General features: G+C 71.5%; 17 protein-coding genes. 11 read left to right on the forward strand and 6 right to left on the reverse strand.

Annotation, left to right across the window (positions count from 1 at the left end):
* The first annotated feature begins 107 nt into the window (after positions 1-107).
* A complete protein-coding gene (locus tag A4X16_RS09055; RefSeq protein ID WP_067119623.1) occupies positions 108-296 on the forward strand; it encodes a DUF3073 domain-containing protein in 189 nt (62 codons plus the stop codon).
* 208 nt (positions 297-504) lie between these two features.
* Here the strand turns inward: A4X16_RS09055 and A4X16_RS09060 are convergent, their stop codons facing one another.
* Genes A4X16_RS09060 through purM form a run of 3 tightly spaced genes read right to left on the reverse strand, consistent with a single transcriptional unit; the run spans position 505 to position 4,412 of the window.
* Entirely contained in the window at positions 505-1,818 is a 1,314-nt protein-coding gene (locus A4X16_RS09060; RefSeq protein ID WP_067119685.1) for an MFS transporter, read from the reverse strand.
* Entirely contained in the window at positions 1,815-3,287 is a 1,473-nt protein-coding gene (purF, locus tag A4X16_RS09065; RefSeq protein ID WP_067119625.1) for an amidophosphoribosyltransferase, read from the reverse strand. The genes A4X16_RS09060 and purF overlap by 4 nt, the downstream gene beginning before the upstream one ends.
* Positions 3,288-3,293: 6 nt before the next feature.
* On the reverse strand, positions 3,294-4,412 hold the full coding sequence (gene purM, locus A4X16_RS09070) for a phosphoribosylformylglycinamidine cyclo-ligase (RefSeq protein ID WP_067119627.1): 1,119 nt from the start codon (positions 4,410-4,412) through the stop codon (positions 3,294-3,296).
* A gap of 192 nt (positions 4,413-4,604) precedes the next feature.
* Between purM and A4X16_RS09075 the strand changes: the two genes are divergently transcribed.
* The 3 genes from A4X16_RS09075 to A4X16_RS09085 all read left to right on the forward strand — a co-directional run bounded on the left by A4X16_RS09075 (position 4,605) and on the right by A4X16_RS09085 (position 7,279).
* Positions 4,605-6,212, forward strand: a complete 1,608-nt coding sequence (locus tag A4X16_RS09075; RefSeq protein ID WP_067119629.1) for an FAD-dependent oxidoreductase — start codon at positions 4,605-4,607, stop codon at positions 6,210-6,212.
* Between the two features lie 11 nt (positions 6,213-6,223).
* Entirely contained in the window at positions 6,224-6,565 is a 342-nt protein-coding gene (locus A4X16_RS09080) for a UBP-type zinc finger domain-containing protein (protein ID WP_067119632.1), read from the forward strand.
* Between the two features lie 81 nt (positions 6,566-6,646).
* Positions 6,647-7,279: a zinc-binding alcohol dehydrogenase gene (locus A4X16_RS09085; protein ID WP_067119634.1), complete on the forward strand. Its 633-nt coding sequence runs from the start codon at positions 6,647-6,649 to the stop codon at positions 7,277-7,279.
* A 6-nt stretch (positions 7,280-7,285) separates the two neighbouring features.
* Here A4X16_RS09085 and A4X16_RS09090 read toward each other — a convergent pair whose 3' ends face one another.
* Together A4X16_RS09090 and A4X16_RS09095 are read right to left on the reverse strand one after the other, a co-directional pair.
* Positions 7,286-7,600 carry a hypothetical protein gene (locus A4X16_RS09090; RefSeq protein WP_067119637.1) on the reverse strand — a complete coding sequence of 105 codons (315 nt, stop codon included), beginning with the start codon at positions 7,598-7,600 and terminating at the stop codon, positions 7,286-7,288.
* A 112-nt stretch (positions 7,601-7,712) separates the two neighbouring features.
* Positions 7,713-11,609 carry an HtaA domain-containing protein gene (locus A4X16_RS09095; protein ID WP_157560066.1) on the reverse strand — a complete coding sequence of 1,299 codons (3,897 nt, stop codon included), beginning with the start codon at positions 11,607-11,609 and terminating at the stop codon, positions 7,713-7,715.
* 160 nt (positions 11,610-11,769) lie between these two features.
* Between A4X16_RS09095 and A4X16_RS09105 the strand changes: the two genes are divergently transcribed.
* The 3 genes from A4X16_RS09105 to A4X16_RS09115 are packed head-to-tail and all read left to right on the forward strand — an operon-like array spanning position 11,770 to position 14,764.
* The gene (locus A4X16_RS09105) at positions 11,770-12,918 is read left to right on the forward strand and encodes a heme/hemin ABC transporter substrate-binding protein (protein ID WP_067119646.1); all 1,149 of its coding nucleotides are present in this window, start codon (positions 11,770-11,772) and stop codon (positions 12,916-12,918) included.
* Entirely contained in the window at positions 12,915-13,988 is a 1,074-nt protein-coding gene (locus tag A4X16_RS09110) for a FecCD family ABC transporter permease (protein ID WP_067119649.1), read from the forward strand. Before A4X16_RS09105 ends, A4X16_RS09110 begins: the two co-directional genes overlap by 4 nt.
* On the forward strand, positions 13,985-14,764 hold the full coding sequence (locus tag A4X16_RS09115; protein ID WP_082914379.1) for a heme ABC transporter ATP-binding protein: 780 nt from the start codon (positions 13,985-13,987) through the stop codon (positions 14,762-14,764). Before A4X16_RS09110 ends, A4X16_RS09115 begins: the two co-directional genes overlap by 4 nt.
* A gap of 57 nt (positions 14,765-14,821) precedes the next feature.
* Here the strand turns inward: A4X16_RS09115 and A4X16_RS09120 are convergent, their stop codons facing one another.
* Positions 14,822-15,193, reverse strand: a complete 372-nt coding sequence (locus A4X16_RS09120; RefSeq protein ID WP_067119653.1) for a sterol carrier family protein — start codon at positions 15,191-15,193, stop codon at positions 14,822-14,824.
* A 179-nt stretch (positions 15,194-15,372) separates the two neighbouring features.
* Here A4X16_RS09120 and A4X16_RS09125 point away from each other — a divergent pair, with 179 nt between their 5' ends.
* From A4X16_RS09125 to A4X16_RS09145, 4 genes are all read left to right on the forward strand, one after another.
* Positions 15,373-16,053, forward strand: coding sequence for an NUDIX hydrolase (locus A4X16_RS09125; protein WP_067119656.1), 681 nt, complete (start codon positions 15,373-15,375; stop codon positions 16,051-16,053).
* 232 nt (positions 16,054-16,285) lie between these two features.
* On the forward strand, positions 16,286-17,563 hold the full coding sequence (gene purD / locus A4X16_RS09130; RefSeq protein WP_067119663.1) for a phosphoribosylamine--glycine ligase: 1,278 nt from the start codon (positions 16,286-16,288) through the stop codon (positions 17,561-17,563).
* A 444-nt stretch (positions 17,564-18,007) separates the two neighbouring features.
* Positions 18,008-18,472 carry a winged helix-turn-helix transcriptional regulator gene (locus A4X16_RS09140; protein ID WP_067119671.1) on the forward strand — a complete coding sequence of 155 codons (465 nt, stop codon included), beginning with the start codon at positions 18,008-18,010 and terminating at the stop codon, positions 18,470-18,472.
* Positions 18,469-19,890 (forward strand): MFS transporter, encoded by a 1,422-nt coding sequence (locus A4X16_RS09145; RefSeq protein ID WP_067119672.1) that lies wholly within the window; start codon positions 18,469-18,471, stop codon positions 19,888-19,890. Before A4X16_RS09140 ends, A4X16_RS09145 begins: the two co-directional genes overlap by 4 nt.
* Positions 19,891-19,917: the final 27 nt, after the last annotated feature.

A 19,917-nucleotide genomic window follows, 5' to 3' on the forward strand; every position in this document is an offset into this window, starting at 1 on the left:
CTACCCGCGTGCTATTCTGAATGCTACTCTTACCGGCTGCGAGCCGGTGTCGTGAATGCATCGGGCCCCTTGTTGCCCGCAGCTTAACTCGTGAGGGGGTCTCGCGCATGGGCCGTGGCCGTCAAAAGGCGAAGCACACCAAGATCGCCCGCGAACTGAAGTCCTTCAGTCCGTCGGTGAACTACTCTGCGCTGGAGCGCGAACTCGGGCACCCGAGCGACTCCGAAGACGCATACGTCGACAAGTGGGCAGACGAGTATGCCGACGAAGACGAGGACGAACTAGAAAAGGCCTGACCGCCCTTTCTGCTGTCGTCTCCCCCGTGCACCGCACGGGGGTTTCGTCGTGTCCGGATGAGGTCGGACGACGCAGCGCACGGTATGCCGGAGCTCTTCCGGAATGCCGGAGGCGTCTTCGCGTCCGCTCCTTCATCCCGGGAGTTCTCCTTCGATCCGGGTGTGGATGCCGCCGGAGACACGGCCCAGGACACCGAGGCGACGGTCGCTACCAATGGCCGTGCCGGCGCTCCCAGTCCTCTTCGATGGTGCGGCGACGTCCGGCGACCCATCCGGCCGGGATCACCGCGAGGAGCACTCCGACGAGCACCCAGAGCGGCACGACCCAGCTGTCGGTCACATCGTGCAGCAGGCCGACGAGAAGCGGGAACACCGCGGCGACGGCGTAGCCGATGCTCTGCACGAATCCGCTGAGGGCGACGGCGCTCTCCGGCGTGCGGGCGCGGATGCTGAGCAGCACCAGCGCGAGAGGAAACAGCGCCGGCGCGAGTCCGAACAGAGCGACCCACAGCGGGAGTCCCGCGGTCGGGAGGAACAGGAATCCTCCGAGGCCTGTGAGCCCGCACGCGATCGCGACGAAGAACACGGGGCGCGTCGCCTGGAAGCGGACGATGAGGATCGGCACGAGCAGCGAACAGGGCAGGCCCATGAGCCCGAACAGCGAGAGCAGCAGCCCGGCGTTCGAGGGACTCACGCCGCCCACCTCGATCATGATCGTGGGCAGCCAGGAGAACGACACGTACGCCATGGTCGAGGAGGCGCCGAACACGAGCGCGATCGACCAGGCCAGGGGGAGCCGCCACAGCCGCGCGAACACGCGGGCGTTCGCGGGCGACGTCACGATCGGCCCGGTCGCCATCGAGGCCGCATCCACCCCGTCGTCCGTCGTGTCGGTCGCTTCGGCCGGCGCGGCCTCCCGACGCGGGGCCGTGCCGACGGCATCCGTCCGATTCGCGACGAGCATCGCGACCCAGGGCACGAGCGCGATCGCCGCGAACACGCCCCACAGGCCGAGCGACACCCGCCATCCCGCGGTGTCGGCGATCGGCACGGCGACGAGCGGCGGCACGAACGTCGACACCGCCATCGTGGTCGAGTAGACCGTCATCATGACGCCGAGCCGGTCGGGGAAGTACTTCTTCACCAACGGCGGCAGCAGCACGTTGCCCGAGCCCACGCCCGCGAACACCACCGCCGTGGAGAGGAGCAGCGTCGTGGAGTCGATCGAGAGACCGCGAAGCAGCAGACCCGCGGCGATCAGCGCGATCGCGGCGACCGCGACCCGTTCGAGCCCGAAGCGGCGCTCGAACAGCGGAGTGAGAAGTCCGAACACGGCGAAGCACACCGGCGGCGCCGCGCCGATGAGCCCCGCGACGACGGAGGAGACCGGGAAGTCCTCGGCGACGTGATCGATCACCGGAGACAGGGAGGCCACGGCCGAGCGCAGCGAGAACGCGACCAGCACGATGCCGAGCAGCGCGAGCGCCCGTCCCTGCCACAGCGGCCGGGCAGCGGAGGTCACGAGGTCTGCGACCCCTCCACCCACGCGAGGTACTCGTCGGAGACCGTGCCGGTGACGTAGCGCCCGTCGAAGCAACTCATGTCCAGGTCCTCGAGGGCGGTGCCCTCGGTGATCGCGGCCTTGAGATCCTCGACCTCCTGGTAGACCAGGTGGTCGCAGCCCAGCTCCTCGGCGATCTCGGGGATCGTGCGTCCGTGCGCGATGAGCTCGTGCCGCGACGGCATGTTGATGCCGTAGACGTGCGGGTGGCGGACCGGCGGCGCGGCGGAGGCGAACGTGACAGACACCGCACCGGCATCCCGAGCCATCTGGATGATCTGCTTGGAGGTCGTGCCGCGCACGATCGAGTCGTCGATCAGCAGGACGTTCTTGCCCTGGAACTCCGCCGACATCGCGTTGAGCTTCTGCCGGACGCTCTTCTTGCGCACCGCCTGCCCCGGCATGATGAAGGTGCGGCCGACGTAGCGGTTCTTGTAGAAGCCCTCGCGGTACTCGATGCCGAGCTTGCGCGCGACCTCCATCGCCGCGGGGCGCGACGAGTCGGGGATCGGCATGACGACGTCGATCTTGTCCATCGGCACGTGCTTCGCGATCGTGTCGGCGAGGCGGTCGCCCATGCGCAGACGCGACTCGTACACCGAGATGCCGTTCATGATCGAGTCGGGTCGTGCGAGGTAGACGTACTCGAACGCGCACGGCGCGAGCGTGGGCTCGGCGGCGCACTGCCGCGAGTGCAGCTCGCCCTCGTTCGTGATGAACACGGCCTCGCCGGGCTCGACCTCGCGGACGACCTCGTAGTCGGCGTTCTCGAGCACGAGCGACTCGCTCGCCACGACCCACTCGTCGCGGCCCTCGGCGCCCGGCACGGTCGACGGACGACGCCCGAGGATCAGCGGGCGGATGCCGAACGGGTCGCGGAACGCGAGCAGACCGTACCCGGCGATCACGGCGATGACGGCGTAGGCGCCCTCGATGCGCTCGTGCGTGCGGGCGACGGCCTCGAAGATGCGGTCGGGGTCGAGGTCGACCGTCGAGGTGGTCGTCTGCAGCTCCCCCGCGAGGACGTTGAGCAGCAGCTCCGTGTCGCTCGACGAGTTGAGGTGCCGGCGGTCGCGCTTGGCCATGTCGGCCGTCAGCTCCCGCGTGTTCGTCAGGTTGCCGTTGTGGATGAGGATGATGCCGTAGGGCGCGTTCACGTAGAACGGCTGCATCTCCTCCTCGCTCGATGCGGTGCCCTTGGTGGCGTAGCGCACGTGACCGAGGCCGACGTTGCCGAGCAGCGCGCGCATGTCACGCGTGCGGAACGCCTCGCGCACCATGCCCTGCGCCTTGGCGTTGTGCATGACGCCGTTCGCCTCGGCGGTGGCGATGCCCGTCGCGTCCTGGCCGCGGTGCTGCAGCAGGAGGAGAGCGTCGTAGATGTCCTGATTGACCGGGGCAGACCCGACCATTCCGACGATGCCGCACATGTGTGGTTACTTCGCTCCATCCGCGTATGCGCCCACCAGGCGCACCGCTCCGCCGTCGACGCCCTTGGCGCCCTGTTCGAACTCTCCGTCGGGACGAGGACCGAAGCCCACCGTGCCGACCTGCCACGCGCGCATGCCCTCGGCCGCGAGGGCCGCGATCGCCGCGTCCTTCTGCTCCGCCGCGATCACCGCGAGGAAGCCGATGCCGAGGTTCCAGGTGCCCTCGGCCGATTCCAGCGTCGAGCCGGCGATGTCGCTGAGGACGCGGAACACCGGGCTCGGCGACCACGTGCTGCGGTCGACCTCGGCCCAGCTGCCCTGCGGGAGCACCCTGGCGAGGTTCGCCGCGATGCCGCCGCCGGTGACGTGGCTCAGGGAGTGCACGCCGGCCGTGCCGAGCTTCTCGATCAGACGCAGCAACGGCAGCGTGTAGAGGCGGGTGGGCTCGAGCAGGGCCTCGCCCCACGTCGTGCCGAAGTCGGCGGCGTTGTCGCCGTAGCCGATGCCGGCGTTCGTGACGATGTGGCGCACGAGAGAGTAGCCGTTCGAGTGCAGACCGCTCGACGCGATCGCGAGGACGACGTCGCCGTCCTGCACGCGGTCGGCACCGAGGATGCCGTCGGCCTCGACGACCCCGGTCGCGGCTCCCGCCACGTCGTAGTCGCGTGGTCCGAGGAGGCCGGGGTGCTCGGCCGTCTCGCCGCCCACGAGCGCCGTGCCGGTGGCGGAGCACGCCTCGGCGATGCCGCGCACGATGTCGGCGATGCGCTGCGGGAAGACCTTGCCGCATGCGATGTAGTCGGTCATGAAGAGCGGCTTCGCGCCCACGACCACGATGTCGTCGACGACCATGCCGACGAGGTCCTGGCCGATCGTGTCGTGCTTGTCGATCGCCTGGGCGATGGCGACCTTGGTGCCCACGCCGTCGGTGCTCGTCGCGAGCAGCGGACGACGGAAGTCGCGGATGGCGCTGGCGTCGAAGAGCCCGGCGAATCCGCCGACGCCGCCGAGCACTTCGGGACCGTGCGTCGCGCGGACGGAGGACTTCATCAGCTCGACGGCGAGATCGCCCGCAGCGGTGTCGACGCCGGCTTCGGAATAGGGATTGGTGGGGGAGGCAGCCACGCCTCCAGACTACCGCCCGGCGGGCATCGGGTCTCACCAGGGGTCGCCTCGCCGATCCGTGGACAGATCGGCTGCGGCAGAGCAGACTGGCCGTGCGCCACGACCCCCGGAGGTTCCATGCCCGATCGTCCGCCGACAGCCGCCTCCCGCCCCTCCGATCCCTCCGCCGCATCCCCGCCGGCGGATCCCGTCATGTCGCCGACGCTGACCGACGAGCAGTGGGAGCGTCTCGTCGCCGCCGGGACTCCGGAGGACGTCGCGGTCGGCGACTACGTGTTCCGCACCGGGGAGCCGGGCTACGACCTGATCGTCATCGAGTCGGGCGAGGTCGAGATCGTCCGCGATGCCCTGCGCTGGGTCGATGAGGCGGTGATCACCACGATGGGGCCGCGCACCTTCGCCGGCGAGCTGGGGCTGCTCAACGGGCAGGGGGCGTTCCTCTCGGCCCGCGTCACGACGCCGGGTCGGGTGCACCGGGTCACACGAACGGGCCTGCGCGCGCTCATGAACGAGGACGACGAGCTGTGCGACCTCATCCTGCATGCGCTGTGGGCGCGACGCGAGTCGCTGCGCACCGGACCGGCGGCCATGACCCTCAAGTTCGTCGGCACGACGGCCTCGAGCGACTTCCTGGCGCTGCGCCGCTTCGCGGAGCGCCTGGACCTGGTGCACAAGGCGGTCGCGCTCCCGCCCGACGACCTCGGCTCGCTCGACACGCACGACATCACCCTCGACGACCTCCCCGTCGCCTTCATCCAGGGCGAGCCGCTCATGCGGGCGACACCCGGTCTGGTCGCCGAGCGACTGGGCCTGAGCTACCACGCGCAGGCCGACGAGGTCGTCGATCTCGTCGTGGTCGGCGGAGGCCCCGCGGGACTCGCGGCCGCCATCTACGGCGCCTCCGAGGGGCTGAGCACTGTTCTGCTCGACGCGGTGGCGCCGGGCGGTCAGGCGGCGGCGACCTCGCGCATCGAGAACTTCCTCGGGTTCCCGTTCGGGGTGAGCGGCGGCGACCTCATCGGGCAGGCGATCCTCCAGGCGCTCAAGTTCGGAGTCCGTGTGTATGCGCCGTGCGAGGCGGTGGGCCTCACGCGCCTGTCTCCCGAGCTCCTCGACGTCGCCCTCTCGGACGGGCGGCTGATCCGCGCCCGCAGCGTGATCGTGACCTCCGGCGCTGCGTACCGCAGGCTCGACCTCGACCGGTGGCAGGACTTCGAGCGCTCCGGCGTGTACTACGCGGCGACACCCCTCGAGCTCCGTCAGGTGCAGGGCAAGCCCGTGGTGGTGGTCGGCGGCGCGAACTCGGCCGGACAGGCCGCGCTCTACCTCGCCTCCCACGGCTCCCCCGTGCATCTCGTGGTGCGCGGCCCTGATCTCGGCTCCCGGATGTCGAGCTATCTCGCGGATCGTCTCGCCGACGACGCCCGCGTGCGCGTGCACACCGCGTCGAACGTCACGGGTCTTGACGGCGACGACTCCCTGCGGTCGGTCCGCATCGACACCGTCGGTGAGGTCGACGCCCGCGGGCTGTTCTGCTTCATCGGGGCGACGCCGGCGACCTCGTGGCTGCCGACCCTCGACCGCGATGCCGAGGGCTTCATCCGCACCGGCACGGATGTGGGAGTCCAGACCCTCGACCAGTGGCAGGGTCTGGGCCGCGAGCCGCTGCCGTTCGAGACGTCGGCTCCGCGCGTGTTCGCGGCCGGAGATGTCCGGCGCGGGTCGATGAAGCGGGTCGCCGCCGCCGTCGGCGAAGGGTCCAGCGCGGTGGCGTCCGTCCACCGCGCACTGGCGTTCTGAGAGGAGACAGGGTGACCGACATCGATACGAGTGCCGTTCCGTCCGGGACCGGATGCGTCGAGTGCGACGAGGACGGCGGGTTCTGGGTGCATCTGCGGCGCTGCGGCGCGTGCGGCCACGTGGGCTGCTGCGACACCTCGCCGGGGCAGCATGCCACGGCGCATTTCCGCGCGACGGGGCACCGTCTCATCCAGAGCTTCGAGCCCGGAGAGGACTGGTTCTGGGACTACGTCGACGAGGCCGTCGTCGACGGTCCCGAGCTGGCCGCGCCCGACAGCCATCCTGCCGATCAGCCGGTTCCGGGACCGGCGGGCCGCGTGCCGGACGACTGGCAGCAGCTCATCCACCGCTGACGCGCCCGCCCGATCGAGGATGCCGCTCGTGTCGTCGATCCGCACTGCCCTGATGCCCGGAGCGTCTCCTACGATGGGGCCATGGCCGACAAGCCGCAGTGGCTGATCCGCGAGGACGCGAGCGTTCCCGTCCTCGTGGCCCTCGCGCTGCGGCAGGCCCTCGGCATCCGCGCCCCCGCAGACCTGCCGAGCCTGCGCGACCTGCCGGTCAGGGCCCCGGATGCCGTCGACGTCACGCCCGAGCTCGAGAAGCAGTGGCGGGATTACTGGGACATGACGGTCGAGCCGCGCGCCCACCCGTCGGGCGTCCCGCTGGAGCTCGTCGAGGGCTTCGACACGCTCGTCGCGCTGCCGGCATCCGGGTCGGAGCAGCTCGCCGAGGCGATCATGCCGCACGCCGCGTCGGCGCTGCGCTTCGCGCGCGTCGCGCACGATCGATACGTGTCGTCGATCCGGGCGTCGATGGGCTCGCGCTCGCACGCCGCGTCCACCGGCGGCGACGCCTACCGCGCGTACGCCAGCGCGATCGCGGAGTTCGAGCGGGACATCGGCCGGCGGGCGCACTCGTTCGAGCTGAACGTGCAGGTGCTGCCGTTCTCGCAGCGGGGCATCTGGTGGATCGGAGCGCTGACCGTCGCGGTGACCGACGGTCTGCGGCGCGACGTGGTGTCGTTCGACTCGGCCATCCGGCCGATCATCGCCGAGCTGGCGTGATCGAGGTCAGTCCGCCTCGATGATCGTCTCGTGCTCGACGCGCACGACCCGGTCGTGGCGGCGGGCGACGCGCTCGAGGATCAGCGACACCACGGCGCCCAGCGCGAGGCCGATGGGTGCGGTCCACAGCAGCAGGAATCCGAAGACCTGGCCCGGAGGGTAGACGACGTCGGCGGCCTCGGACGGCTCGAAGCTGCCCACCATCGTGAGGATGCCGGCGGCGATGACGCCGAGCACGACGCCGATGCCCATGAACACGCCGATGCGCGGCACGCGGCGCACGGTCGCCTCGACCGTCTGGTGGGTCTCGTGGAAGGACATGACTCCATTGTCCCACCGTCCGAGCCGTCCCGGGTTCTGTCCTGAGACGGAGCGATGCCCTCCCCGCGTCCGCTGCGGGGAGGGCATCGCCGTCCGGGGGGCGACTGTCGGATCAGACCTCGGTCGTGACCTCGGCGCCCTCGGCCTTCGCGCGGTTCCGGCGCGCGACGAGCACGCCGCCTCCCGCCGCGAGCGCGACGACCACGAGGCCGCCGACGATCCACGGCCAGACCGGTGCGTCGCCCGTGTCCGCGACGGCGGTGAGGGATGCCGCGGCATCCGTCGTCTCCGCCTCGGCCGGCTCCTGTTCGTCGTCCGCCACGACGCCGCAGTCGGCCGCCACCGGGATCGTCGCCGTCACCGGATCCAGCTCCTCGCCGGCGGCGTAGGTGCCGAACGCCGCGGAACCGGCCTCCGTGAGGGTGGTGGGCACGGCGTCGAGCGACAGGACGCCGTCGACCACGGCCGCGTCGCCGACGGCGAACTCCGCGAGACGCACGCCCTGCTGATCGACGCTCTGCCCGTCCTGCGTGGTGCCGAGCACGTCGAACACGAGGTAGCCGGTGTCGCCGGCGAGCTCGAGTCGGGCGTTCGACAGCGTGGTGTTCAGCGCGCCGTCGTGTCCGGTGAACGCGATGCTGCCGCCGAAGGTGATGAGACCCGTGAGCGTCTCGTCGTCGAACGAGCCGGAGCCGTTCTCCCAGACGTAGTCCGGGTAGCGGTACTCCACGTCCGTCAGCGTCCAGCCGCCCTTCGCGATGCCCTCGATGTAGGTGCGGAACGACTCCTTGTAGCCCCACTGCAGCGTCGCGCCGGAGACGGTGCACGCGCCGATCGCGGCGGTCTCACGCGTCAGGGTGAAGGCCAGACCCCGATCGACCGAGCCCTGCAGCGTCAGCGTGTGCGCGCCGTCCTCCAGGCCTGCCGGGAGCGAGCCCGTCCAGGTGGCGACGCCCGACGCATCCGCCGTCACCGTGTCGAGCAGCACCGGCGTGGAGTACACCACCACCTGGATGTCCTCCTCGTTCGGCTGGAAGCCGGATGCTGAGAACGAGGCGGACCGGCCGGACTGCAGAGCCGCGAGGTTCGCCTCGTCGATCTGGATGCCGGACGTCGCGGGAGGCGTGGACGGGAGGGAGGCCTTGGCCTTCACCACCGCCGCCGCCACGGTGCCCGTCGTCCCGGACGGCGCCGCGGCAGCGGAGCCGATCGTGAACGTCACCGGGTCGAGGGTCGTGGTGTTGCCCGCGAGCACCCGGTCACGACCGTCGGCCGTGAGCGACGCGGGTGCCGAGGAGTAGGTGACCGCTCCGTTCGCCCGCGTGACCACGGCGCGAGAGAGGTCGAGAGTGGCGAACGGCACCTGCGCGCCGCCGCTCGTGACCGACAGCGTCGCCGCACCGGCGGAGGTGACGCGGATCTGCGGGTTCGAGACCGTGACGTCGAGCACGCCGTTGTGACCGGTGAAGCGCACCGATCCGCGGTAGACGACGCTGCCCAGGCCCGATGCCGCGTCGTAGTCGCCGCCCACCGTCTGCCCGAACTGGAACAGGCCGTCGGCGCGGGTCGCGCCGTTCGAGACGTCGATCGCCCCCTTCGCGATGCCGCCGGTGACGTAGCTCGTGAACGACGTGGAGATGGCCCAGCGCAGCGATCCTCCCGGCACCGACACCGCGGGCGGCGTCGGGGTCGTGGTCGGGGGCGTCGTCGGCGGAGTGGTGGGCACCTCGGGCTTCTCGCCCGTCAGCGCATCCCACTGCTCGTCGGTGATCGAGACCCCGGCCCGCGCGTAGATCGTGCTCGCGGTCGGCATCGTGTGCTGCTGCCACGCGATGACCTCGTAGGTCTTCGTGCGGTCGAGCGCGTCGGCGGCAGCCGTCAGGTCGACGGTGAACGCGCCGCCCGCGATGCCGCGGACGTACTGCATCGCGAGGAATCCGCCGCCGGCCGTGACATCGGCCTCGGTGCCCGCCTCGATCAGGGCGACGTACGCGCCCGTGATGTCGCCGAGCTTCGATCCGGATGCCGTGACCGTGAGGCCGTCCTCTGCGGTGGCCGACGCGACGGTCGTCGTGACCGCAGGCGCCGTGCCGTAGTTCAGCGGCACGCTGCGCTCCTGGGCGGCGTTCACCACGCCGCCCGCGCCGTAGGTGTAGACGCCGTAGGAGCCGGGAGTCGCCTTCGCATCCGCGAGAGTGAGCGTGGCCTCGAACGTGCCGTCCGCGGCGATGTCGACCCACTGCGAGCGGATCGCACCCTGGTACTGCGCCGGGACCTTCTCGAGCACGGACTCGGCGAGCGCCCACGCCTGCGCGCCGACGGAGCGCGTCGACGAGGCGGCGCCGGCGGACGGCTGCCACGCCGCCGCGAAGTTGCCGAACACGACATAGGTGCCCTGCGGCAGGTCCGCGGGGATCGGGACTCCGCGACCGCCGACATTGGCCGTCGGGTCGTATCCGGAGCCCTTCACGACGATCGTGTCGCCCGCTTTGACCGCGGTCGATCCGGCCGGCGTCACGCCGTCCGCCAGGAACACCTCGATGGCGGGGTCGGCGGGCTGCAGGGCATCCCAGACGGCGTCGCCGATGACGACAGGGGTGCGCGCGAGGATGGTCTGGGCGTTCGGAAGCGTGTGCTGCGTCCAGACGATGACCTCGTAGTCCGTGCCGCGGTCGAGCGCAGCGGCCTTCGCCGTGAGGTCGACGCTGAAGGCGCCGCCCGTGATGCCGCGCACGTACTGCATGGCGGCGAAGCCGCCGCCGGCCGTGACGTCCGCTTCGGTCCCGGCCTCGATGACGGCTGCGTACACGCCCGTAGTCGAGCCGAAATCGGTGCCGGTGACGGTGGTCGTCACGCCCGGCTCTCCCGCGGCGAGCGCCGCCGTCGCGGAGATCTTCGGGGCGACCGTGTAGTTCACCGCGACGCTGCGCTCCTGCGCGGCATTCGTCACTCCGCCGGCGCCGTAGGTGAAGACGCCGTACGCCCCGGGCGTGGCCTTGGCGTCCTTGAGCGTGAGGGTCGCCCGGAACGTGCCGTCGGCCGCGATGTCCACCCACTGTGCGCGGATCGCACCCTGGTACTGCGTCGGGACCTTCTCGAGAACCGCCTCGGACAGCGCCCAGGCCTGCGAGCCCACGGAGCGCGCGGAGCCGGCTGCGCCCGCGGACGGCTTCCAGTCCGCGGCGAAGTTGCCGAACACGACGTAGGTGCCCTGGGGGAGGTCGGCGGGGATCGGGACTCCGCGACCGCCGACGTTCGCCGTCGGGTCGTAGCCCGAACCCGCGACGACGATCGTGTCGCCGGTCGTCAGCGGCGTGTCCCCGACGGGGGTCGTGCCGTCGGAGAGGAAGACCTCGATGGTCGGCTCGACGGGCTCGGGCGTCGTGCCGGGGTCGGTGCCGGGATCCGTGCCCGGGTCGGTGCCCGGGTCCGTGCCCGGGTCGGTGCCGGGGTGCGTGCCCGGGTCGGTGCCCGGGTCGGTGCCGGGATCCGTACCCGGATCGGTACCCGGGTCAGTTCCCGGCTCGGGGGTCACCGGTCCGAAGACCGCGTCCCACTGCGCGTCGGAGACGGCGACGTCGCCGCGCGCGTAGATCGTCTCGGCGTTCGGCACCGAGTGCTGCTGCCAGACGAGCACCTCGTAGACCTCGGAGCGGTCGAGCGAGGCGGCGGGAGCGGTGAGAGTGAACGAGCTGGCGCCCGCCGTCACGGCTGGGAAGGGGATGGCGAAGGCCGCGTACCCGCCGCCCGGGCCGGAGAGTCCGCTCTCCGTGCCCTTCACGATGAGGGCCGCGTAGACGCTCGCCACCTCGGGGAGGCCGGACGCGTCGACCTGCACGGTGATGCCCGACGTGCCGGCGGAGGTCACAGATGCCGTGACCGAGCCGCTCGTGGCGTGCGCCGGGGGTGCGATCACCGCCCCGGCCGCTATCAGGAGGACGGAGATGAGGGCGGCGAGCAGGGCGCGTATGCGGCTGCTCCCCGGGGATGCTGTGGCTGTGGCGTTCACGTTTCTCCAGGCCCCGGGGCGCGCAGCGGACGCGTGCCGCCGGTGCCGCAATGCAGTCGGGCAGGAAGATGTTTGTTGGTTAGGCTTAGCTAAGTAAGCTCCGTTCCGAAGAATAGAGGGGGCCGCGAGGCAGCGTCAAGTTTTAGGCTAGCCTTGCCTAATGCGCCGCGTACCTGCCGTCCTCCTCGCTGCCGCTCTCGTCCTGGGCCTGGCGGGATGCGCCGACCCCGGAGCCGCCGCCGCACCGCACTCGACCGACGTGATCGACGCGTGCCCGCAGGCATCCGCTCCCCTCGCGTCGCTCGACCTCGTCGACGACGTCCGCGCGACCACCGGAGGCTCGACCGCGTGCCTCTCGAGCGCGGCCATCGAGCCGGTGAGCGACGACACGGCGCCCGATCTGCCGGTCACGGTCACCGACAGCGAGGGACGCGAGGTCGAGGTCACGGACGTCGACCGCATCCTCCCGATCGACATCTCGGGCACCATCGCGTCGACGGTCTTCGCGCTCGGACTCGGCGATCAGGTGGTCGGACGCGACTCGTCCACGATGTTCGCCGGCACGGAGGACCTCCCGGTCGTGACCAAGACCGGGCACACGCTGAACGCCGAGGCGATCCTCGAGCTCGCGCCCACGATCGTCCTCACCGACACCTCGATCGGCCCGAAGGAGATCCGTCAGCAGCTGCGCGACGCGGGCATCGCGATCGTCGTCGTGTCGAGCGACCGGCGTCTCGACACCACCGACGACCTGGTGACGGAGATCGCCGCCGCGCTCGGGGTGCCGAGCCGCGGACAGGCCCTGATCGAGCGCCTCGACGCCGAACTCCAGGCATCGCTCGCGGAGATCGCCGAGGTCGTGCCCGCCCGCGTCGACGACAGGGCGCGGATGCTGTTCCTCTACGTCCGCGGCAACGCGAACATCTACTACATCTTCGGCGAGGACTCCGGAGCGGACTCCCTGATCGACGCCGTCGGCGGCGTGGATGTGGCCGCCGAGATCGGATGGGAGGGCATGAAGCCGATGACCGCCGAGGCGCTCGTCGCCGCGCAGCCCGATGTGCTCGTGATGATGACCGACGGCCTCGAGTCGGTCGACGGCATCGACGGCCTGCTCGAGCGCATCCCCGCGCTCGCCGAGACGCCCGCCGGCGCCCACCGCCGGGTCATCGACATGGCCGACAGCGAGATCCTGAGCTTCGGCCCGCGATCCGCCGACGTCATCGGGGCGATCGCCCGCGCCCTCTACGCGCCGTCCGCCTCCTCGGGATCTCCCTCGGGAGCCGATTCGTCCGAGCCCTCCGCGTGAGCGGCGAGGTCGTCACCCGCACTCCGTCGTCGCACCGGGGACTCCGCTTCGCGCTCGTCACGATCGGCCTCGCGGTCGCTCTGATCGCGACCTGCATCGTCTCGATCACCAGCGGGCAGTACTCGCTCTCGCCGACGGATCTCATCGGCGTGCTGCTGCGCGGGGTCGGCATCGACACCGCGTGGGCGCCGACCGGCACCACCGACTACGGCGTGATCTACAACCTGCGACTCCCCCGCCTCGTGCTCGGGCTGCTCGTCGGCGCGGCGCTCGCCGTCTCGGGCGTGCTCATGCAGGCGATCTTCGGCAACCCGCTGGCGGATGCCGGCGTCGTCGGCGTCTCGTCCGGGGCCGCTCTCGGCGCCGCGGCGAGCATCACGCTCGGGCTGGCGTCCTTCGGGATGTGGACGACCCCGGTGTTCGCGTTCCTCGGCGGACTCGCGGCGGTGCTCGCCGTGTACTTCATCAGTCGCTCGGGCGGCCGCACCGAGGTCGTGACCCTGCTGCTCACCGGGATAGCGATCAACGCGATCGCCGGAGCAGGCATGGCCTTCCTCACCTTCCTCGGCACCACGTCGACTCGCGAGCAGATCGTGTTCTGGCAGCTCGGATCGCTCAACGGCGCACTGTGGTCGAACGCCGCTCTCGTCGCGCCTCTCGTCGCGATCGGGATCGTCGTGGCGCTGATCGTCTCGCCGCAGCTCGACCTCTTCGCCCTCGGCGAGCGCACCGCCCGGCACCTGGGCGTGAACGTCGAGCTGCTGCGCATGGTGGTGATCGTCACCGTCGCGATCCTCGTGTGCGCCGCGGTCGCCTTCGCCGGCATCATCGGGTTCGCGGGGCTCGTGGTCCCGCACCTCATGCGCATGATCATCGGGCCCGCGCATCTTCCGCTCGTGATCGCGTCCGCGCTCGGCGGGGCGCTGCTCATCGCGATCGCCGACCTCGTCGCGCGCACCGCCGTGCCCCTCGCCGACCTCCCCATCGGCATGATCACCTCGCTGGTCGGCGGGCCGTTCTTCCTCTGGCTGCTGGTGCGCACCCGGCGCCGGTCGGGAGGGTGGGCATGAGGATCCGACTGCAGGGCGCCGGCATCACGGTGCGCGTCGCCGCTGGTCGAGCGATCCTCGACGACGCGGCGATCTCGGTGCGCGCCGGCGAGATCCACGCACTGGTCGGGCCGAACGGCGCGGGCAAGTCGACGCTCTTCGGTGTGCTCGCGGGCGACGTGGCTCCGGCGTCCGGCGAGGTCCTGCTGGACGGCGCCGCGATCGGCGGCATCCGCGCGCCGGACATGGCCCGCGCCCGAGCCGTACTGCTGCAGGAGAACGCGGTGACCTTCCCGTTCACCGTCGAGCAGGTCGTGCGCATGGGACGCGCCCCATGGGCGCGCACCGGCGCCGCCGACGAGGATGACGAGGTCGTGGCCGAGGCGATGGCGGCGACCGAGGTGACGGCCATGGCCGGTCGCGCGGTCACGTCGCTGTCGGGCGGCGAGCGCGCACGGGTGGCACTGGCGCGGGTGCTCGCCCAGCGCACCGGCATCCTGCTGCTCGACGAGCCGACCGCGGCCCTCGATCTCAAACATCACGAGGACGTCATGCGGCTCATCCGCGCCCAGGCGGATGCCGGAGTCGCCGTGGCGATCGTGCTGCACGACCTCAACGCCGCTCTCGCTCACGCCGACCGCGTGACACTCCTCGCCGGCGGCCGGGTCGCGGCCACGGGCACCGCTGCCGACGTGCTGACGGCCGAGCGGATCGAGGCCGTGTACGGGCAGGCCGTCGACGTGTTCCCGCATCCCGTCACGGGCGTGCCGCTCGTCGTCGCGCGGCGAGGTCTCTGAGGCCCTCCTGGCAGTCGGCCCCCGGAACCTGTCGGGTCAGTGACCGGTCAGCGGCGGTCAGGGACGCAGCGGCAGGACGTCGACGAGATCGGCGCGGGTGCCGGATGCCTGGATGCGGCCGGCCGAGGCGGCATCCGTCCAGTGCTGCTCGCCCGTCGCGACCGCGATCCAGGTGGCGGCATCCATCTCGACGACGTTGGGCGGGGTGCCGCGCGTGTGCCGCGGACCCTGGATCACCTGCACCGCGCCGAACGGCGGCACGCGCACCTCGACGCTGTTGCCCGGCGCCTTCTCGTCGAGCAGCTGCAGCAGGTAGCGGACGGCCGTCGCGAGATCCGTGCGGATCGGCTTCTCCCCTGCAGCCTCGGCCGCTCGCACGGCGTCGAGCGCGGCGCGTCCGTCGATGATGTCGATCCTGCGGGAGGGCATGCGATCCAGGGTACGCCGCGGCACGGCATCCGCCCTCTCGCGCGCTCGCACACGCTCCGAGGCTCGGACGTTCGAGCTTCCCGCGGACGTTCGGCGCGCGACCGTCCGAGGACGATGCGGTCCTCCGAGATTCGCGACAGCCCGTCCCGCCCGCCCGGCGCGGGCATAGGCTCGACCTGATGAGCCAGGATCCCGAGACTCTGCACGGCGCACGAGCCGAACTCCTCGCAGCTGCGCGGCGTACGGATGCCTGGGCGCCGGCGCTCCCGCCGAACGACGGTCTCGCGCATCCGGCATCCGTCCTCGTGCTCTTCGGCCGTCTCGACAGCACCCCCGCCGAGAACGACGACGCCACGGTCGCCGCCGACCTCGACGTCCTGCTGCAGCGGCGTGCCGCGACGCTGTCCTCGCACCCCGGGCAGGTGTCGTTCCCCGGCGGGCGCCGCGAGGAACAGGATGCCGACGCCGTCGCGACCGCCCTCAGGGAGGCGCACGAGGAGACCGGGCTCGATCCCGCCGGCGTCGAGGTGCTCGCGACCCTCGCCGAGCTGCCGCTCGCGGCGAGCAATCACCTCGTCACCCCGGTGCTCGCCTGGTGGCGCTCGCCGTCGCGCGTCGCGGCGGTCGACCACGCCGAGACGGTCGACGTGTTCCGCGTGCCGGTCGCACAGCTGCTGGATCCGAGCATCCGCTTCACGTCGACGATCCACCGTTTCGGCCGCACCTGGCGCGGACCGGCCTTCGACGTCGACGGCACGATCGTGTGGGGCTTCACCGCGATGGTGCTCGACGCGCTCTTCGACGCCACGGGGTGGACGCGGGACTGGGATCCGTCGGTCGAGCGGCCGATCGAGCTCTGACCCCGTTCGCAACTCAGCAGATCCGGTGAAAATCCGACCCGGATCCGGCGTGAGAGCGGTCCCCGCACCGATCTGTGCTGAATTGCGCACATCCCGCGGTTCACAACTCCGGAGATCGGCACAGACCTGACGCCGTCCGCCGCCTGTCCGCCGCCGTCTGTCTCGCGGATCGGGCCGGATCTCCGGAGTTGTGGACGCGGAACACAGTCACCCGCCTCGATAGGCTGGACGGGTGAAGATCCTCGTCCTCGGTTCCGGTGCCCGTGAGCACGCGATCATCCTCGCCCTCCGGGCCGAGCAGGCGGAGCACGAGGTCTTCGTCGCGCCGGGCAACGCCGGGATCGCGCAGGATGCCACGCCCGTCTCGCTCGACATGCTCGACGGCGCCGCGGTGACGTCGTTCGCGAACGAGAACGCGATCGACCTCGTCGTCGTCGGTCCCGAGGCACCGCTCGTCGCAGGCGTCGCCGACGTGCTGCGCGAGCGCGGCATCCCCGTGTTCGGCCCCGGGAAGGCTGCGGCGCAGCTCGAGGGATCGAAGTCGTTCGCCAAGCGCATCATGGATGCTGCGGGCGTGCCCACCGGTCGCGCCGTGCGCGCCACCACGACGGCCGAGGTCGAGGCCGCGTTCGACGATCTCGGCGCACCTCACGTGGTGAAGGCCGACGGCCTCGCGGCGGGCAAGGGCGTCATCGTCACGTCCGACCGCGCCGAGGCCCTGGCGCATGCCGAGAACTACCTCCCGTCCGGACCGGTGCTGATCGAGGAGTTCCTGTCGGGACCCGAGGTCTCGCTGTTCTTCCTCAGCGACGGCGACACCGTGCGCGCGCTCAGCCCCGCGCAGGACTTCAAGCGCGCCTTCGACGGCGATGAGGGGCCCAACACCGGCGGCATGGGCGCGTACTCGCCGCTGCCGTGGCTCGACGAGCAGTTCGGAAGCGAGAGAGCCTTCGTCGAGGAGGTCACCCGAGACGTCGCGATGCCCGTGATCCGTCAGCTCGACAGCGAGGGCACGCCGTTCATCGGTCTGCTCTACGCCGGACTCATCCTCACCCCCGCCGGTGTGCGCGTGATCGAGTTCAACGCCCGCTTCGGCGACCCCGAGACCCAGATCGTGCTGCCGCGACTCGTCACGCCCCTCTCGGAGCTGCTCTTCGCCGCGGCATCCGGCACCCTCGAGGACCAGCCCGAGCCGGTCTTCAGCGACGACGTGGCCATCACCGTGGTGCTCGCCAGCGAGGGCTACCCCGAGGCACCGCAGACCGGACGTCCGATCGAGGGACTGGCCGACGCGGCCGCGGTCGAGGGAGTGCGCCTCGTGCACGCCGCGACCGCGAGCCCCGACGCCCCGGGTGGCTCCCTCATCGCGACGGGCGGACGCGTGCTCAACGTCGTCGCCGTGGCATCCGACTTCCGCACCGCTCGCGACCGCGCCTACGAGGCGATCGGACGCATCACGCTCGAGGGCTCGCACCATCGCACCGACATCGCCGCCCGCGTGGCTGAGTAGTCCACCTCCCCCTCCCTCGCCTCCTGCCCGTCTCCTCCCCGCCTCCTCCCTTCCGCGGGCACAGCTTCGGATGCGGGGCGCGACTCGCCGCGCATCCGCACCCTGCCCCGGCGCGTCGCCGGCGAGATCCGAAGCCGTGCCCGGCCGAGTCGGCCGCGAGATCCGAAACTGTGCCCGGCCGCGTCGCTCGTGAGATCCGAAGCCGTGCCCGGCGCGTCGGCCGCGAGATCCGAAGCCGTGCCCTGCGCGTCGGCCGCGAGATCCGAGACCGAGCCCGGCGGGTCGGCCGCGAGATCCGAGACCGAGCCCGGCGGGTCGGCCGCGAGATCGAGATCGTGCCGGGAGGGCCGACGCGAAGCACGCATCACCGACGATCGACGTCCGAAAACGGCAACGTCCTCACCGAGCATTGACATCGGATACTTTCTTCAAGAAAGTTGACGGATGCCGCTCCGCTCCGACTGGTCCTCGGCGACCTGCCCGATCGCCCGCTCCGCCGACGTGCTCGCCGACCCCTGGGTGCTCCTGATCCTTCGCGAGCTGTTCTCGGGTCGCACGCGCTTCGACGAGCTCCGCGACGCGACCGGAGCAGCCGACTCCGTGCTCGCCCGCCGCCTCGCCTCGATGACGGATGCCGGACTCGTGGCGCGAGAAGACCGGGACTACCGGCTGACGGATGCCGGGCGGCAGACCCTTCCGATCCTCCACGCCTACGCGCAGTTCTCCCGCACGACCGACCCCGACGGCCCGTGGGGCCTGACCGTCACGTGCGGACGGTGCGGCGAGGCGGCGGTATCCGTCGACTGGTGCGCCCGTTGCGCGGCCCGGCTCGACGCCGACACCACTCGGTGGTCGCGTCGCAGCATGGGCGGCGAGCCGTTCGCCCTCGTCGCCGGTGGCGCGGCGTGACCGCCGAATCGGTCGAGGAGCCGACGGGCGCCCCGGCACGGGAGTCGGCCGCACCGAGGCCGCGTCGCCGCCGCATCCACCCCGCCTGGATCGTCGCCCTCGTGGCGCTCATCGCCCTGATCGGCGCCGCCGGGTTCCGCGCGGCGCCCGGCGTGCTGATGCTCCCCCTGCAGGACGAGTTCGGCTGGACGACCGCCGAGCTCTCGCTGGCGGTCACCGTCAACCTGCTGCTCTTCGGTCTGACGGCTCCGTTCGCGGCGGCCCTCATGCAGCGGTTCGGCATCCGCGCCGTCACGGTGACGGCGCTGTTCGTGATCGGCGCCGGCGCCGCGCTGAGCGTCTTCGTCGCGACGCCCGCACAGCTCATCCTCACGTGGGGCGTGCTGATCGGACTCGGCACGGGATCGATGGCGCTCGTCTTCGCGGCCACCATCACCGACACCTGGTTCGCGACCAGACGCGGCCTCGTCTCGGGCGTGCTCACGGCCGGCAGTGCGACCGGACAGCTGATCTTCCTGCCGATCATCGCGGCGGCGGCCGAGGACGTCGGCTGGCGCGGCGCATCGCTCGTCATCGCGGGCGGGGCGCTCGCCGTGGTGCCGCTCGTCTGGATCTTCCTGCGCAACCGCCCGAGCGACCTCGGCATGCGCCGCTACGGCGAGACCGCGCCGAGCGCCGAGACCGCAGCGAGCGCCGAGACCGCGCCGAGCGCCGAGGCACCCGGCGCACCGGCATCCGTCGCGCCGGCCCAGCCCGTCACCGGCCGGCCCGAGCCCGTCGCACCGCGCGGCAGCGCCTGGGGAGCGGCGGCCCTCGCGCTCTCGACCCTGCGCGATGCCGCGCGCACCCGCACGTTCTGGGCGCTCGCGATCGGATTCGCGATCTGCGGCGCGACGACCAACGGCCTGATCGGCACGCATTTCATCCCCAGCGCCCACGACCACGGGATGCCGACGACCACCGCGGCCGGTCTGCTCGCCGTCGTCGGCGTCTTCGACATCGTCGGCACGGTCTTCTCGGGGTGGCTCACCGACCGTGTGAATCCCCGCATCCTGCTCGCCGCGTACTACGCGCTCCGCGGCGTCAGCCTGCTGTTCCTCCCCAGCCTGCTGTCGGCCGAGGTTCGGCCGAGCATCGTCGTGTTCATCGTCATCTACGGGCTCGACTGGGTCGCCACCGTGCCGCCGACGATCGCGCTGTGCCGCGAGCTGTTCGGCCCGCGCGGTCCGCTCGTCTTCGGCTGGGTGTTCGCGTCGCACCAGATCGGCGCGGGCATCGCATCCGTGCTCGCGGGCCTCGTGCGCGACCACACCGGTCAGTACACGATCGCGTGGTTCGCCGCCGCCGGCCTGTGCGTGGTCGCCGCCCTGGTCAGCGCGACGATCCGTCGGCATCCGACCTCGGTCGCGCCCGGCTGACTCCCGCCGCAGCCCGACCCCCTCGTC

Origin of the sequence: Microbacterium sp. H83 (genome assembly GCF_001650405.1) — a bacterium.
GTDB lineage: Bacteria > Actinomycetota > Actinomycetes > Actinomycetales > Microbacteriaceae > Microbacterium.

What these genes read in the sequence shown, in the direction of transcription:
- A4X16_RS09055 (WP_067119623.1), top strand. Translation starts at nt 108, where the DNA reads ATGGGCCGTGGCCGTCAAAAGGCGAAGCACACCAAGATCGCCCGCGAA.
- purF (WP_067119625.1), bottom strand. Translation starts at nt 3,287, where the DNA reads ATGTGCGGCATCGTCGGAATGGTCGGGTCTGCCCCGGTCAATCAGGAC.
- A4X16_RS09075 (WP_067119629.1), top strand. Translation starts at nt 4,605, where the DNA reads ATGTCGCCGACGCTGACCGACGAGCAGTGGGAGCGTCTCGTCGCCGCC.
- A4X16_RS09085 (WP_067119634.1), top strand. Translation starts at nt 6,647, where the DNA reads ATGGCCGACAAGCCGCAGTGGCTGATCCGCGAGGACGCGAGCGTTCCC.
- A4X16_RS09090 (WP_067119637.1), bottom strand. Translation starts at nt 7,600, where the DNA reads ATGTCCTTCCACGAGACCCACCAGACGGTCGAGGCGACCGTGCGCCGC.
- A4X16_RS09105 (WP_067119646.1), top strand. Translation starts at nt 11,770, where the DNA reads ATGCGCCGCGTACCTGCCGTCCTCCTCGCTGCCGCTCTCGTCCTGGGC.
- A4X16_RS09115 (WP_082914379.1), top strand. Translation starts at nt 13,985, where the DNA reads ATGAGGATCCGACTGCAGGGCGCCGGCATCACGGTGCGCGTCGCCGCT.
- A4X16_RS09120 (WP_067119653.1), bottom strand. Translation starts at nt 15,193, where the DNA reads ATGCCCTCCCGCAGGATCGACATCATCGACGGACGCGCCGCGCTCGAC.
- A4X16_RS09125 (WP_067119656.1), top strand. Translation starts at nt 15,373, where the DNA reads ATGAGCCAGGATCCCGAGACTCTGCACGGCGCACGAGCCGAACTCCTC.
- A4X16_RS09140 (WP_067119671.1), top strand. Translation starts at nt 18,008, where the DNA reads ATGCCGCTCCGCTCCGACTGGTCCTCGGCGACCTGCCCGATCGCCCGC.